Source organism: Methyloparacoccus sp. NF-16, assembly GCF_056880625.1.
The window spans coordinates 1,969,254-1,984,177 of sequence record NZ_CP174130.1; the positions used below are offsets into that span (position 1 = coordinate 1,969,254).

At 62.6% G+C, this 14,924-nt stretch carries 12 protein-coding genes; 4 read left to right on the plus strand and 8 right to left on the minus strand.

Annotation, left to right across the window (positions count from 1 at the left end):
- Nucleotides 1-3 precede the first annotated feature (3 nt).
- Entirely contained in the window at nucleotides 4-2,037 is a 2,034-nt protein-coding gene (brxL, locus tag ACH5N8_RS09410; protein ID WP_483281124.1) for a protease Lon-related BREX system protein BrxL, read from the plus strand.
- Nucleotides 2,038-2,418: 381 nt separating this feature from the next.
- Here brxL and ACH5N8_RS09415 read toward each other — a convergent pair whose 3' ends face one another.
- Together ACH5N8_RS09415 and corA are read right to left on the minus strand one after the other, a co-directional pair.
- On the minus strand, nucleotides 2,419-4,497 hold the full coding sequence (locus tag ACH5N8_RS09415; protein WP_483281125.1) for a cytochrome-c peroxidase: 2,079 nt from the start codon (nucleotides 4,495-4,497) through the stop codon (nucleotides 2,419-2,421).
- Between the two features lie 88 nt (nucleotides 4,498-4,585).
- Nucleotides 4,586-5,260 carry a copper(I)-binding protein CorA gene (gene corA, locus ACH5N8_RS09420; protein WP_483281126.1) on the minus strand — a complete coding sequence of 225 codons (675 nt, stop codon included), beginning with the start codon at nucleotides 5,258-5,260 and terminating at the stop codon, nucleotides 4,586-4,588.
- Between the two features lie 1,080 nt (nucleotides 5,261-6,340).
- On the opposite strand from corA, the gene ACH5N8_RS09425 reads away from it, so the two are divergent.
- Nucleotides 6,341-7,237, plus strand: coding sequence for a hypothetical protein (locus ACH5N8_RS09425; protein WP_483281127.1), 897 nt, complete (start codon nucleotides 6,341-6,343; stop codon nucleotides 7,235-7,237).
- 379 nt (nucleotides 7,238-7,616) lie between these two features.
- On the opposite strand, the gene ACH5N8_RS09430 is transcribed toward ACH5N8_RS09425, so the two are convergent.
- The 4 genes from ACH5N8_RS09430 to ACH5N8_RS09445 form a co-directional block, all read right to left on the minus strand.
- Nucleotides 7,617-8,255: a hypothetical protein gene (locus ACH5N8_RS09430; protein WP_483281128.1), complete on the minus strand. Its 639-nt coding sequence runs from the start codon at nucleotides 8,253-8,255 to the stop codon at nucleotides 7,617-7,619.
- Nucleotides 8,256-8,341: 86 nt separating this feature from the next.
- Nucleotides 8,342-8,794 carry a hypothetical protein gene (locus ACH5N8_RS09435; protein WP_483281129.1) on the minus strand — a complete coding sequence of 151 codons (453 nt, stop codon included), beginning with the start codon at nucleotides 8,792-8,794 and terminating at the stop codon, nucleotides 8,342-8,344.
- Between the two features lie 55 nt (nucleotides 8,795-8,849).
- A complete protein-coding gene (locus ACH5N8_RS09440; RefSeq protein WP_483281130.1) occupies nucleotides 8,850-9,191 on the minus strand; it encodes a hypothetical protein in 342 nt (113 codons plus the stop codon).
- Nucleotides 9,192-9,229: 38 nt separating this feature from the next.
- Nucleotides 9,230-10,780 carry a fused MFS/spermidine synthase gene (locus ACH5N8_RS09445; RefSeq protein ID WP_483281131.1) on the minus strand — a complete coding sequence of 517 codons (1,551 nt, stop codon included), beginning with the start codon at nucleotides 10,778-10,780 and terminating at the stop codon, nucleotides 9,230-9,232.
- Between the two features lie 293 nt (nucleotides 10,781-11,073).
- On the opposite strand from ACH5N8_RS09445, the gene istA reads away from it, so the two are divergent.
- Nucleotides 11,074-12,591, plus strand: coding sequence for an IS21 family transposase (gene istA, locus ACH5N8_RS09450; RefSeq protein WP_460028912.1), 1,518 nt, complete (start codon nucleotides 11,074-11,076; stop codon nucleotides 12,589-12,591).
- A complete protein-coding gene (gene istB / locus ACH5N8_RS09455; protein ID WP_483281132.1) occupies nucleotides 12,581-13,336 on the plus strand; it encodes an IS21-like element helper ATPase IstB in 756 nt (251 codons plus the stop codon). Before istA ends, istB begins: the two co-directional genes overlap by 11 nt.
- Nucleotides 13,337-13,444: 108 nt before the next feature.
- On the opposite strand, the gene ACH5N8_RS09460 is transcribed toward istB, so the two are convergent.
- Both ACH5N8_RS09460 and ACH5N8_RS09465 read right to left on the minus strand, forming a co-directional pair.
- Entirely contained in the window at nucleotides 13,445-13,879 is a 435-nt protein-coding gene (locus ACH5N8_RS09460) for a helix-turn-helix domain-containing protein (RefSeq protein WP_483281133.1), read from the minus strand.
- 118 nt (nucleotides 13,880-13,997) lie between these two features.
- Nucleotides 13,998-14,900 carry a CDP-diacylglycerol diphosphatase gene (locus tag ACH5N8_RS09465; RefSeq protein WP_483281134.1) on the minus strand — a complete coding sequence of 301 codons (903 nt, stop codon included), beginning with the start codon at nucleotides 14,898-14,900 and terminating at the stop codon, nucleotides 13,998-14,000.
- Nucleotides 14,901-14,924: the final 24 nt, after the last annotated feature.

The following is a 14,924-nucleotide window of genomic DNA, read 5'->3' on the forward strand; positions in this document are numbered from 1 at the left end:
CCCATGACCGAAGAAACGCCAACCGATGGCAACGTCGATTCCCTGCTGAACACCCATTTTGCCGGCAAGGTGGTGCGCAAGGATCTGACCAAGCTGATCAAGGAGGGGGCCAATGTCCCGGTCTACGTTCTGGAGTACCTGCTGGGGATGTATTGCGCGTCCGATGACGATGCGACCATCGACTCCGGTCTGAACCACGTCAAGCGCATCCTTGCCGAGAATTACGTCCGGCCTGACGAGGCGGAGAAGATCAAGTCCAAGATTCGCGAGAGCGGCAGCTACAAGGTGATCGACAAGCTCACCGTCAAGCTGAACGAAAAGCGCGATGTGTACGAGGCGTTGCTCTCCAATCTAGGCGTCAAGAATGCCGAAATTTCTGATGCCTTCGTGCGGCAGTACGAAAAGCTGCTGGTGGGTGGCATCTGGTGCATCGTCACCCTGCATTATCGGTTCGAAGAGAATCAGAAGGGCTCGCCGTTTCTGGTGACCGAGCTGAAACCGATTCAGATGCCGAATATGGATATGCCGGGTCTGTTCGAGGGGCGCAGGGCCTTCAGCGAGGAACTCTGGATCGACGCACTGATTCGCTCCACCGGCATGGAGCCGTCCTGCTTCAAGGAACGGGTCAAATGGCACTTGCTGGCCCGCCTGATTCCTCTGGTGGAGAACAACTACAACTTTTGTGAACTGGGGCCACGTGGTACTGGCAAAAGTCACATCTACAAGGAAATCAGCCCGAACAGCATTCTGGTGTCGGGCGGCCAGACCACGGTGGCGAACCTGTTCTACAACATGGGCGCTAAGAAAGTCGGTCTCGTTGGTTTGTGGGACACGGTAGCCTTCGATGAGGTGGCGGGCATCACCTTCAAGGATCATGACGGCGTCCAGATCATGAAGGACTACATGGCATCGGGGTCTTTCTCTCGCGGGCGCGAATCGATCAACGCCAACGCCTCTATGGTCTTCATCGGCAACATCAACCAGAGTGTCGAATCGCTGGTGAAAACCTCGCATCTGCTGGCGCCGTTTCCCGAAGCCATGATCGATCCGGCCTTTTTCGATCGTTTCCACGCCTACGTGCCGGGTTGGGAAATTCCGAAGATGCGGCCGGAGTTCTTTACCAACCAGTACGGCTTGATCGTCGATTACCTGGCCGAGTACCTGCGGGAAATGCGGAAGTTCAACTTCGCGGATGCCATCGACAAGTGGTTCCGGCTGGGAAACAACCTGAACCAGCGCGATACCATCGCCGTGCGCCGCACCGTGTCCGGTTTGCTGAAGCTGATTTGTCCGGCCGGGGATTATGGCAAGGAATCAGCCCGCAAGTGTCTTGAGTACGCCTTGGAAACGCGGCGTCGGGTGAAGGAGCAGTTGAAGAAGATCGGCGGCATGGAGTTCTATGACGTCCACTTTTCCTACATCGATCTCGAGGACGGACAGGAACGCTTCATCGCTGTGCCGGAACAGTCTGGCGGTGCACTGATCCCGGACGGGCAACTGAATCCGGGAACTCTCCACACCATCAGCATGGGCACCGCTGAAATGCCGGGGACCTATCGGCTGGAAATTCAGAGCATTCCCGGCAGTGGCAAGATTTCGGCCTCCGGCTCGGCGCCCAGGGAGCCGGTCAGGGTGGCGCACGATTACTTCAAGGCCAATACCTCGCGGGTGAGTGCCTCGATCAAGCCCGGCGAACTCGACTTCCACCTGCACCTGGTGGAACTGCAAAATGCCGGAGCCCCACAAGCCTTGACGCTGGCCAGCTTCATCGCGCTCTGTTCTATCGCCCTGCGAAAACCCGTGCAGCCCCAGATGTTGATCATGGGCGACATGAGTCTCGGCGGTACCGTGGTGCAGGTGCGCAACCTGGCCGAGAGCCTGCAGGTCGCGTTTGATGCGGGCGCCAAAAGGCTGCTGCTGCCGATGTCCAGCGTCGTGGATATTCCGACGGTACCGGGCGAACTCTTTGCCAAGTTCCAGACCAGTTTTTATTCGGATCCGGTAGACGCTGTTTTCAAGGCGCTGGGGGTGGAATGAATCGGAAGACATGCGCCTGAAAGGCCCTCCCCGGCAAGGCGGTCGTCAAGCACGCGGCGGCACACATTCCGACAGGAGAAGGTCTTCTCCCGGCAGGGAGAGAACAGCACGCTGTCAGCAAGCCAGGCCCACAGGCCGGGGCGCGGCTCAAGGCTGAAGCACCCTCCGCCCCTGATCACCCATCCGCGAGGATCGCATGACCGCGCGGAGAGAAGATGGATAACGAGGATATTGCCTTCTTGAGCCGTGCCCCGGTCCACGGTCCTGGCCTGCTGGCACAGGTTCGACCGGCGGCAACCGCGGGCCAGCGCCCGCCATTGTCATGCGTGCCGCCTGCCGGCACGGGTGGCAACCCCGCACCGGCAGCAGGCACCGTGTGCCTCAGGGTTTCAGGCGCTCGACGAACGGCTTGAGCGGACCCTGCTCGGCCGTGCGGCCATTCCTGCCCACGGCCGGCAGGTGCAGGTAATCGTCGGCCGCATAGTCGGGTCCGCGGGGCGATGCACCGGCCTTGTGGCCATGCGGGATCAGCAGCTCGGGATGGTCGAAGGGCGCCCTCTCCCAGCGCACCCGCTCGTCGGTGAGCGACTTCAGGAACAGCACCAGGTCAGCCTGCTCCTGCTCCGACAGCCCCAGCGGGAACACCAGCGTGCCGATGTGATGGGGATTGTCGACATTGCCGCCCCGGTTGTAGAAGGCCACGACCTCCTCCAGCGATTTCATGCTGCCGTTGTGCATGTACGGTCCGGTCAGTTCGACATTGTGCAGGGACGGCACCTTGAAGGCAGCGTTGATGCCCATCGGCAGCATTCCCTGGCCGGGCCGCGCCCGTTCGCGCCGGATCACCTCGGGCGTCGGTATCCGGGACAGCTGCTTGTAGCCCCGGCAATGGCCCTTGCCGTTGGGGTCCGGCACCAGGTCCGCGGCCGGCATGTTGTAGGCGAACGGCATGTCCATTTCGCAGGCGACCACATCGATGGGGTCCACCATGCCCCGGGCGGGATTCTCCAGCGCATTCAGATACTGGCCGGTGAACGACAGCGGATGGCCGAAGGGATCGGTACCGCCGATGCCGATATCGTATTCCCAGGGCGCGACGCTGGTGATGTTGAAGCCGGTATCCAGCAGTGTGCCGGCGACGCCGATGCCATCGCCGTCCTCGCTCATGCCCGAGCGGTTGACAAGATTGTAGAACTTGACCGACTTGGCGCTGAACACCTTGGGATGGGAAGCCGAGGACAGGTTCGGCCCCACATGGCAGATGAAGCAGTGGGCGTCGAGAAACACCTGCAGGCCGTGGCGCTGGCGCTCGTTGAAATCGACCGGGAAATTGTCCTTGTCGCGGCGGCCGTCAAACGGCGACTGGTCGGCGATCAGGGTTTCCTGGTACAGCTGCAGGGCCAGGCCGAAGAAGAAGGCGAAATTCGCCTCCATCTGGGTGTAGGGTTCGCCGCCCTGCTCCGCCGGGCCATAGGTTCCCCTGGCGGACCAGTAACGGCTGGCAAAGGCCTTGCGGATCAGATCGGCGTAGGTCACGTTGAGGCCCTTGCCGGAAACGTCGCGCAATCCGCCCAGCACGCTGTCCTCGGCATGCACGGCCTGCGTCTCCAAAGGCCGGCGCGGCAGCAGCCGGCGGCCCAGGGCATGGAAGGTCCGCGAAACGCAGGACATTTCGCGGGTATCCAGCGGCGGTGCCACGGCCTGCGAGGCCAGGGAGGCGTTCTTCAGCAGGATGCGCTGCTTGTTCGGCTTGCCGGCCACCCAGACGCCAGCATCCGGATCGCGGGCGCCGAAGGCCGATTCGCCATTGAAGAGGTTGTTGGCGCGGCCATCCCAGAACTGGCGGAAATTGAAGGCGGCATTGATGACCGTCGGCGCGTTGCGGACAGTGACCTGGCGCGTGTTGCGGCCGCCGGCATGGAAGATGTCGTCCTTGAGGGGATCGCAGCGGTCCTCGGTCTCGGCAGCACCGACAAACTGGCCGAGAAAGGCGCCCGAGGAGGACACCACGTCGTCGGTCTGGAAGAGGATCTCGGAATACTTGTCAGTCGGGTCACGGAACTGCATCAGCGGAAAGTCCGCCCGACGCAGCTCGTAATCCGGCCCGCCGGCCGCGCCGGAGGCCGTCTTTTCGAAGGTCGTCGAAGTCGGCGCGCCGACATGCTTGGTGCCGGGGTCCAGCTGATTGCGCGTGCGACCATCCGCGCCGCCCTGCGAGTGGCAGGTCGCACAGGCGACGCCGTCACTGCCCACGCCCCCATCCCAGAACAGCGACTTGCCGAGCTGGATGGCGGCTTTCTTGTTGACGACGATCGGCCGGCTGCCGCTGACCAGGCCCGGTGTCGCCGGTACCTTGACGCCACGCAGGGGGTTGGGCGGTATACCGTGGGCCAGGGCCAGTTCCGACGTGGCCAGCATCAGGATGGCCAGCGTCAGTGGGGAATTGGCGAGTCTTTTCATGATCTTCACGCGCGATTCTGGATAAACGGAAAAAGGGGCGGACGCACCTGTCCCGGCACGCCGCCCCCCGCCCGCGAAACCGGATGGTTTACTTGAAGTTCAGCAGGTTGCCGCTGATGGAAACCTTCATCGGATATTTCACGGTCGTGCCTTCCACGGGCGGCTCGGGCGCGATGCCGCCGGCGACGCAATGGTAGAAGCCGGTGTAATCGGCCAGGATCTGGATGGTGACCTTGCCGGCCTCGCCGTCGAGGATGGCGGCCATGTTCCCCTGCTGGAACTGCTCGGAAAGGATGTCGCCGAGACCGTCACGATCCCAGCCATTGACCGCGAAGTACATGTAACCCTTGCCCAACTTGGCCTTGCCGTCTTCGTTCACGGCATTCGGGTCCATGATCGACTGCCACTGGTTGTAGAAATGACCCGGGGCAAAACCGATCGGCACGTAGCCGTTGCCCTGCGGCCGTTTCCAGCAGGTCAGGCCCGGGTGGAAGCCGGGGATGGCGGAGACGTCGACGGTGATGTTGTACAGCTCGCCCTTCTTCAGCTTCATGTACAGCCAGGACGAGTGATGGGTCCAGCCCTTGTAGCCCATCGTCGAGTTCGAGTAGGCATCGGCGCGGGCGGTCAGGGTCTGCGCCGCACTGTCGGGCCGGAAGGGGAAGTTGTCGCCCTTGATGGCGGTCCATTCGAGCGCGTTGGCCGCCGTGGCGGCACCTGCCAGACCCAGGGCCATCAACAGCTTGCTGACGTGATATTTCATGCTTTTTTGAACTCCATGTGAGTGAAAGAAATCGTTCCTGTGATCCGCCCGGCCCGGCCTCGGGCATGCGACTCGCCGGCGCCCGGGGCACCCGACCGCTGGCTGGCAAGATCGGCGGATACTGTTTGCAGGGTCAAGGATCGTGCCATGGCTGCACCGCTTCATTATCAATGACTTAAATTGCCACCCCGCCAGCGGGTGCGGCATTTGCCACACTCCCGTAAGGGATTTGGCGCATCGATGGCCACAGCCCTCCGCAAATGCCGGCCCCATCAGCATGGCCGCAATCCGCGCGGCGCCTGGGGATGCAAAGGCATTCAAAAAAAGCGCCTCCACGCGGGAGGCGCAAAGCTTCACGGAGCACTGGAACAGAGGATTGAATGAAACGACCTCTCTGCAAAAAGGCGCGCCGACCCACTCGATGGGAGCCGCCCGGCCGCAGGGCCGGGGTGAGAGGGTGAGGCTGTCCGTGGCGAGTGACGGTCGCGCCCCCCGTCCCGGGCCGAAGTCCCCCGTAACCCGGGACAACGCGACCGTCGACCCCGCCAGCAGGAGGATCGACGCACGGCAGTTACACAGCAAATTGCAGGCCAGTCACTGAAAGCCTTGACAATCATGTGGTTACCGACGCCGCTTCGGCGGATCCCGACTGGCGCATGAGGGATATGCCATAACCCTGTGGCGAAATCCCGCAGTCGGCGCGGAACCGGTCTATGCCACCGCCGCTCAAGGCCTGCGGTGCGCTGTCCGCCGGACAGGTGACGGATACAAGTCAGACAGCCCTGCCACTGCGGCATGTCCAGCCCCGGGTGTGGCATATCCCGCAGTTTCGGCGGAATCAGGCGCCGCATCTCTCCCGCCACACGCGACCAACCACCGCGGCACCAAAAAATCAGAATCCGCTTATTACCAAGCGTTTCAATAGGTTATTGACCCCAGGCGCCGTCACTGGATACCGCCATCCCGGCATCCTGCAAATATGGCACGTAATCTGCTGTTAGCGCTGGGCAGCAGGACATCCGCACGACAGGTGGGGTTGGCCGTGCAACCAAGAACTAACGACACATGGAGACTTTCAGAATGAAAATGACGTTTACGCGCGCCCTCGCCATCGGTGCCGGACTGACCGCCCTGGCGGGCGTCCAGCAGCAGGCCCTGGCCCACCCCAGCCTGTCGATACCGAACATGACCGAAGGCACCAGCATCTACACGGCGGTCACCGTCACCCACGGCTGTACCGCCTTCACCCCGGCCAAGCCCGTGACCGGCACCGTGCAGCTATTCCCCACCGGCGCCGACGCCGCCAAGAAGGGCCCGGGCCGCATCACCAAGCCGGACGGCACCAAGGAAGTCATCCAGGGCGGCGTGGCTGCCGTACGCCAAACCAAGGATTCCGGCTCGTATGAAGTCGGCACTGCCACCACCCTGGCCGAGGAAATCGTCAGCGCCAATGGCGGCAATACCGGCGTCACCACCCTGGGCGACAAGTTCCGGGCCGTCTCCAGCCGCGATGTCTTCAACAAGCTCGGCGTAGTCAAGTCGCTGGACGGCGCCACCCGCGTCGGTGCCTGGTCCTACCAGGGCAAGCTGGACCCGGACATGTACGGCCAGACCAGCTTCCGGGCCAATGCCGGCGGTATCTGGCTGCGCAGCGACAAATGCGCCAGGAGCCTGAAGATCCGCGTGCCGGCCATCGACGTCTGCAAGGCCGACCGCAAGAACACCGGCAGCCCGGCCGGCTACGCCAACTACTGGATCAACAGCCAGACGCCGAAGTTCAACATCCCGGATGCCCACGGCATCAAGCCCGAGGACAACTTCTGGATGACGCTGACCATCAACCGCGACACGACGAAAAACCCGTTCCCGGATAGCTGCAAGAGCGATACCAGCAAGCAATACGACGTGGTCGTGACCCCGACCTTCGAGGAAATCGACGGCCTGCTGAAGATCCCCGGCTACGCCTTCGACCAGTAAGTCGAATCCCCCGGCCGGCAAGCGGCCAACCCGGAATAAAGCCCCTCCCGAGGGGCTTTATTTTTGCGAGGGGCTTTTGGCCACGCTATCGGCTACCGATGGCGGCACTTGTGACCCCGCTCCAGCCGGCCGATCGCTCGAACGCCGGAGCGCGGATGCAGCCCACCGGGGCCAAACTACAGGCCTTGACCGTCACCGCCGGCCGGCCGGCCTTCCACTGACAACGGGCACCTGGCATGACACATGGCCAGCCGGTAGCGAACCCCGCCTTGCCGCTGCCAGGCGCCGGCGGCATGGCGAACGGGCAAGGTGTCGGTCGGGGGGGCGGGGACATGAGACGTGAGCGTGGCGTGCTGGCCGGGCGGCTGCGAAGGCAGGCTCAGGGGATTTCGACGGGCTTGCTGATGCCCGTGTAATAGTTGGAGGTGGCCGCGGTATCGCATTCCTGGCGGGTCTTGAAGATCGCCGTGCCCTTGAGCCTGGTGTCCTTGTCGGTGGCCTTCTTCCTGACCTTGCTGATGGTCAGGGTGTACTCGCCCGCGCCCTGGCTGACCAAGGCATAGGTGCTGTAGTAGACGCCCGGGCCATTCTTGAGGCTGATCACTTCCTGCACGACGCCGTCCTTTTCCAGCGTGGCCTTGACCAGGAACTTGGCGGACTTGGTGGCGCCCTGTACCCGCACGCGCATCCTGACCGGTTCGCCGTTGCCGTCGTTGTAGCAGCTTATCCGGTACCTGCGGGTGGCGGTCGGACTCTTGGCCAGGACCGAGACGATCTTGGAGGCGCCGGTCGGCACGTAACCGGCGGCCTGGGCGGACACGCCCGGGTCCGCTTCGATGGCGACGGGTGGCGTCCCGGCCAGCGCCAGGCCGGAGATCAGGCCCAGCCCCGGCAGGGCGAGCGCCGCGCGCGTCAGGGCCCGGCGCGAGGCCGCGGCAGACGGCTGGCCGGATTCGGCGGCCTGGCCGCTGGCCGGCGCGTCAGGTTCGAGAGTCAGGGCGTGAGGATTCGGCGTCATGTTCTGTCAGGGATGGGTTCAGGTGAGGCCCGACGCGGAAGCGCCGGGCTGTCGGATCCGGAGTGCTTGCGCCTGCCGGGACGGCATCATTCCGCCGGCGGTACCGGGGTCACGACCGAGCCGAGAATCCGGGTGGCATTGGTCACGCCCCAGTCCCCGGCCTTGCTGGTCCATTGCCCGTTCCAGGTCTGGTGATCGGCGGCCAGGACGAAATTGAAGGTGGAGACGCCCATGGCCCCCATGTCCATCAGCATCTCGACATCGCAAGTCTTGGGATTGGTGATGGCATAGCTGCCGAACATGTTGACCGTCTTCGGTCCCTTGCCGGGCGAAATCCAGCAATAGCCCTCGAAGGAGCCGGTCAGCTTGTCGGTAGGCTGGAAGGCGGCCTCGCAGCGGGAGATGTTGCTCTTCGCCACCGCATAGGCGGCAGCCTGGTAATAGCGCCAGGTTCCCTTGAGCGCCTTGGCCGAGTTGCAGCCTGCCTGTACCTGTCCGGCTACCGCCACGGTCGCCAGGGCCAACAGGATTTTTTTCATTGATGCAGAAGCCATGGATGGATATTGAGTCTGCCCAAGCAGGCATTGAGCATGCTCAGGCAATGCCCATGCCAAAAATCAGCATATGCTTATTCAATGACTTGGCGTCACATCCACCGCCGATATCGACATATCGGACGAGGCGATAGGTGAAATCCCACAATCCGTGCGGGATTTCACGCAATCCGGGCGAGGAAGCAAAGGGCCAACCACTCCGGGCGCGGCCCATGCTCACGCGCCGGGCGACGGCATCCACGCCTGCCGGCACAGCCCGTTCCGGCACTGCAACCGGATCCGGCCGCCACTGCTGGCCCGGCTCCCGGATGGCCCCGCCCCCACCATCGTCAACCACGCTGCCGCCCTGCGGCTTGGCAAGGCGCGGCTCCGGGACAGGCACGCCGGCGGCGACGACATCGTCCGGCGCAGTGGCCCGGCTCAGGGCAGCATCCAGTCCGGCCCGAGAATCTCCGCCACCATGGCGCGGTAGCGCTCGGACTTCGGCAGCTGGTAATGCTCCAGCGGGTTGTAGTCGTCGGTCAGCACCTCGCCGACGGCGCTGTCGACGGCAACCCGTCGCGCGTCCAGCCAACGCGCCCGCGTCTCGCCGAGCCGCTCCGGACCGAAATCGAGCGGGCTCGCGGAAGCGACGACGACATAGTCGTTGAAATCCTCGCCGGGATCGCTGCGCAGGATGGCCGCATGGGGCAGAACCTGCTCCAGCGTCCGCACCACCGAAGCCAGTCCGCGGTTGCGGCCCTGGTCGAGAAACGCCACGTAGTTGAGGGCCAGGACACCCTCGTCGGCCAGCAGCCGCCGCAGTTCCCGGAAGGTCTCCAGGGTCAGCAGGTGCGAGGGCTCGGTACCGCCGGTGAAGCAGTCGTGGATGATGAGATCGTAGGGCCCCTGCAGGCGGCGGATCTCGTAGCGACCGTCGCCGACCACCGCCCGGCCGCTGGGCGCGAAACCGAAAAACTCGACCGCCGCCTCGGCGACCGAGGGATCGATTTCCAGGGTGTCGGTCACGATGCCATGGCGATGCGCCAGCTCCATCGCCATGTGCCCGGCCCCCTGCCCGATCAGCAGCACGCGGCGGATGTCGCGCCTGACCTCCGGCAGCAGGTTAATGACCTGCTGGTAATTGAGCAGGCTGCTGCCATCCGACAGGCGGGCGGCGCCGATGATGGAGGCGTCCGAGGTCAGCAGGCGCATGTCGCGCCGGGGATCGTCGAGCACCCGCACCCAGCCGTAGAGCGACTCCCGGTCGAACGCGACCCGGTAGGTCGGATCGGCCTGGCCATGGGGTGCCTGTCCTCGCAACGCCGGCAAGGCGGCCAGCGCCAAGGCGAGCAGGATCGTCGGCGTCATCGCGTTGCCGCAGTCCAGCCAGCGCCGCTCGTAGACCGCCACCACCCCGCCGAGCAGCATCAGGGACAGGCCGACGCTGAGCAGGATGGCGCGCGAACCCGCGTAGGGAAAAATGAAGAAGCCGAGCGCCAGGGTGCCGAGCACGCTGCCGACCGTGCTGACGGCGTAGATGGTGCCCGCGCTGGTGCCGACACCGGCAAGCTGCTCGGTTGCCAGCTTGATGGCATAGGGGCCGACCATGCCCAGCAGAGTCAGCCCCGGCATGAACAGCGCGAAGGCGCTGACGAAGGCGCCGGCGCGCAAGCCCAGCGGATCGCTCGCCCGCAGGATGCCGGGCGCCAGCCACGGAATGGCCAGGGTGGCGAGGCCGGCAAGCGCGATGATGACCGGCAGCCCCCCGCCACCCCAGCGGTCCGCCAGCCGGCCTCCACTGAAATAGCCGATCGCCAGGGCCATCATGGTCACCGAGATGATCGAGGCCCAGACATACAGGCTGCTGCCATAGAAGGGCGCGATCACCCGGGTGCCGAGCATTTCCACCACCATGACCGCCGCGCCGGTCAGGAAAACAATCAGGTAGGTCACCAGGTGCGCGTAATGGGTTTGTTGTCGTTCTGCCATGGGAATCCGACGGGTTGATCAGGCTGTTGCCAGGAGAGTGCGGTCGGCCACCGGTCCGGCCAGACCACATGGGCCGGAAGCTTCACGCAAAAAAGCCCCGCTGCCGGGGCAGCGGGGCTTCTGCGGTCGCTTGGCGGATGCCTCAGTGGCCGCTGTGGCTGCCGTCCGGGATCATGCAATTGCAAAACGGCGTGAAAAACTTTCCAGGGTCCTGGGGAAAAGAGCGTTGAAAACTTTCCACCCCAGGTCGTTCAATGCCCGGCTTTTAGCCGGAGTAACCTGGAGTGATCAGAGTGGAACTCATTGCCGAACTGCGGCGCCTGCATTTTGTTGAGAAGGTCAAAATCAGCGAACTGGCCAGGCGCTTTCATCTATCCCGACCGACGGTCAGAAAGCATCTACAGACCGAGGGCGACCCGGTCTATCCCACCCGCAAGCAGCAACCCTATCCCCAACTGGGTCCCTATCGGGATCGGTTAAGGGAGTGGTTGGAGTTTGATGCATCCCTGCCCAGGAAACGTCGCCATACCGCCCAACGTCTGTTTGAGCGATTACAGGTGGAGGGCTATCGCGGCGGCTATTCCTCCGTTCAACGCTTTGTGAAGGTGTGGAAGAGCGCACGCACCGAAACACCGAAAGTCACGCAAGTGTTTGTGCCGTTGGTGTTCTCCCCGGGGGACACCTGCCAGTTCGACTGGAGTCATGAGACCGTGGTCATCGGCGGTGTCGAGCACGTCGTGAAGGTGGCGCATTTCCGCCTGAGCTACAGCCGGAAGATGTTCGTCGTCGCCTACCCACGCGAGACCCAGGAAATGGTGCTGGATGCCCATATTCAGGCGTTTGCGTTCTTTGGCGGCGCCCCCAAGCGCATGGTCTATGACAACCTCAAAACGGTGGTGGACACGATATTCCTGGGGAAGGAGCGTCGCTTCAACCGACGGTTCATGGCCCTGGCCAGCCATTACCTGTTTGAACCGGTCGCCTGTACCCCTGAATCGGGATGGGAAAAAGGACAAGTGGAGAATCAGGTCGGTAACGTGCGCGAATGGCTGTTCACGCCGACACCGCATTTCGACAGTTTGGTTGAACTCAATGTCTGGCTGGCTCAGCGTTGTGAGGAATTGGCTCGACGCGCTCACCCGGAACAGGCTTCACGTACTATCGCGGCGTGCTTTGCTGAAGAACAGGGCTGTCTGATTCCCGTCACGGCCCGTTTCGACGGGCATGTCGATGACATGCGCCGGGTCAGTTCCCAATGCCTGGTGTCGGCTGACCGGAACCGCTACAGCGTACCGGCCCAATGGGCTAATCAGGTGGTCTCGGTCCGTCTCTCCGCTGACCGAGTCCGCATGGTGGCCAACGATGACATCGTGGCTGACCATGCTCGTTGCTTCGGTCGCGGTCAGCTGATTTGTGATCCCTGGCATTACCTCCCCGTGATCGAGCGCAAACCCGGCGCCCTGCGCCACGGGGCACCCTTCGTCCAGTGGGATCTGCCCGTTCCCATCAAAGTCGTGCGAGACCGCATTCTGAAGCAGGACAAGGGCGATCGCGCCTTTGTCGAGCTCCTGCTGATGGCGCGCACGCTTGGGGACAGCGGATTGGAAACCCTGGAAGTGGCCTGTGAGTTGACGTTGCAGTCCGGCGTGATCTGCGCTGCCGTGGTGGTCAATGCCATGCAGCGACTGACCGAGGCATCGAGGCCGAAAACCCTTGAACCCGCCGGTGCGTCGATACCGCAACTGACGCTGGAACCGGTCGCCGATTGCAGCCGCTACGACAGCTTACGGGGGGTGACCTATGTCCATTGATCGCGTAGTCGACCTCAAGGCCTTGCATCTCTATGGCATGGCCGCTGCCTGGAGTGAATGGCTGGCCGAGTTCGGTCATCAACAAAAGCCCGTGATACCCGAAGTCTGGTTGGACCGGTTGATCGCCGCTGAACAAGCGTATCGGCAATCACGCAGCCTCAACTATCAACTCAGGGCCGCTCGCTTTCCGATCCATCGCGACTTGTTGAACTTCAACTGGCATGAAACGCCGTTGGCACAGCATCGGGTCGAACAACTCGCCACGGCCGGCTTCATGGCGGAAGCGCACAACGTGATTCTGGTCGGTGGCACCGGAACCGGTAAAACCCACCTGGCCACCGCTTTGGGCATCGCCGCTATCCATCAGGGCAAGCGGGTGCGGTTCTTCAACGCCGTCGACCTGGTCAACCAACTGGACCGGGAAAAGCAGCAAGGTCGCGAAGGTAACCTGGCCAAACAACTCGTCCACATGGACGCCATCATTCTCGATGAGCTGGGCTACCTGCCGTTCCCTGCCTCCGGGGGTGCCTTACTGTTCCATCTGGTCAGTAAGCTCTATGAAAAGACGTCCTTGATCATCACCACCAATCTCAACTTTGCCGAGTGGGTGCAGGTGTTCGGGGATGCCAAGATGACCACGGCCCTGCTGGACCGCATCACCCACCACTGCGACATCCTGGAAACGGGCAATGACTCCTATCGTTTCAAGCAACGCAAAAGGAGCATCACACCCCAATCACCCTAGCGCTCATCTGGAAACTATTCGGCGCTCTTCCCTGGAAACTTTTCAAAGCCGATTGACACGCCTCATCCACATAAGCCAGCTCAATTTCGCCCGCTTGGGCCTGTTGGATCAGATCTTCGATGTCGCCTCGGGCCCGTTCGAATCGCTCCGGATCGCGTTTTTTTTCAAGCTGTAGCGCGTACGCTTCCACACGTAGCCCAGTTGCTTCAATTCCAGGCGCAAGGTGGTCCGACCGATGACAACCTGGTATTCACGCTCCAGGCGCGTCAGCAATTCCCGCGACGACAACGCTTCACTCTCCACCCACGTTCCCAACTGCTGGCGGTGCTCGTCCGTCAGCTTGCTCGGGGCCCCGCTGCGCGGTCGATCCGGCAAACTCGCCAAACCTGATTTTAGCCATTTGCGCCGCCGAACCCGCACCGCTTCCCGGCACAGCCTCTGCTGTTCCGCCACCGATTGCACGCTATACCCTGCTGACAGCAACAAGATCGTTTCCGCCCGATCTCGCTCGCGCCAATCCGCGCCCTTCTTGATGATCTCCATCAGGCATTCGCGCTCACTGTCCTCCAATTCTATCGGTGCAACTCGTGCCACTGCTCTCTCGTCCGTCCATATCCCAGAATGCCGAGAGTTTACAGCAAATCAACTTGTCGCGAAGTGCTTAGTCGAGTTCACCCTCCGTGAAATGATTATCGGCAGCCAGGATGAAAAACCCCTTGTTGTCATTCGACGCGGCGACGATGATGCCATTGAAGGGCATTTTCGACTCGCCAAATTCCTTGCTGACCCGCTCGAAGGGGCTGGCATTAGCGAAGACATACCCGGGACCGGCCTGGGAAATCCTGGGCATATAGGTAACGCTATAGGTCGTCGTTGATCTGGCGCCGGTCAAGGTAACGCTGGTCCACTTGTTCAGGGTTTTGTCCTGCTTGTCCAGGGCAGCTCTCATTGGCCGGCTGAGCCTGCCGGAATGGATATGCAGCTGATGCTGGCCGCGCACGGTGGCCGGATTGATGGCTAGACCCAGCCAGTAGTCATTCAGCTTCGGCTGCCTTATCTTGAGCCCCGTATGGCGTGCGGCGTCCCAGTAGCTGTAGATATCGCGGTGCTTCCTGTCCTCGACACCTATGGTTGGCGGCAAGGCAAACGTCACATAATGGCAGGTGGGCTTGCCCTGGTTGTCGGTCAGCTGCGCGGCAACGTATTCGTACCTGCCTGGCCGTGAAAATACCTTGAGCCGGGCCAGATCGTCCCTGCATTTGGTCTTGTCTGCCAGGCACGCCTCGATCTGCCGGTACACGGCGCAGGCAGTCTTGCCCTTGTTGGCCGGGTCGCCGCAACTCTTGCACAAGTCTTCATCGGCTATGTCATATTGCGTTTTCGCATAGTAATGATCGGGGTCCCTTTCCCCCGTGTATTGGTTCCAGGCGGGACATGCGCTGCCGCTCGCAGCCTCCGCCACAAGGGCATTGGCAAGCGCATCATCCGCGGCAAGCGGTGATGCCAACCCTACCGGGTTCGCCATGGCCGTTTGGGCCATGGCGACGAGCAGGGCCGCAATCATCAGTCTTATCATGGGGCCTTCATT

What these genes read in the sequence shown, in the direction of transcription:
- ACH5N8_RS09435 (WP_483281129.1), bottom strand. Translation starts at nt 8,794, where the DNA reads ATGAAAAAAATCCTGTTGGCCCTGGCGACCGTGGCGGTAGCCGGACAG.
- corA (WP_483281126.1), bottom strand. Translation starts at nt 5,260, where the DNA reads ATGAAATATCACGTCAGCAAGCTGTTGATGGCCCTGGGTCTGGCAGGT.
- ACH5N8_RS09465 (WP_483281134.1), bottom strand. Translation starts at nt 14,900, where the DNA reads ATGATTGCGGCCCTGCTCGTCGCCATGGCCCAAACGGCCATGGCGAAC.
- ACH5N8_RS09425 (WP_483281127.1), top strand. Translation starts at nt 6,341, where the DNA reads ATGAAAATGACGTTTACGCGCGCCCTCGCCATCGGTGCCGGACTGACC.
- istB (WP_483281132.1), top strand. Translation starts at nt 12,581, where the DNA reads ATGTCCATTGATCGCGTAGTCGACCTCAAGGCCTTGCATCTCTATGGC.
- ACH5N8_RS09415 (WP_483281125.1), bottom strand. Translation starts at nt 4,497, where the DNA reads ATGAAAAGACTCGCCAATTCCCCACTGACGCTGGCCATCCTGATGCTG.
- ACH5N8_RS09445 (WP_483281131.1), bottom strand. Translation starts at nt 10,780, where the DNA reads ATGGCAGAACGACAACAAACCCATTACGCGCACCTGGTGACCTACCTG.
- brxL (WP_483281124.1), top strand. Translation starts at nt 4, where the DNA reads ATGACCGAAGAAACGCCAACCGATGGCAACGTCGATTCCCTGCTGAAC.
- ACH5N8_RS09460 (WP_483281133.1), bottom strand. Translation starts at nt 13,879, where the DNA reads ATGGAGATCATCAAGAAGGGCGCGGATTGGCGCGAGCGAGATCGGGCG.
- ACH5N8_RS09430 (WP_483281128.1), bottom strand. Translation starts at nt 8,255, where the DNA reads ATGACGCCGAATCCTCACGCCCTGACTCTCGAACCTGACGCGCCGGCC.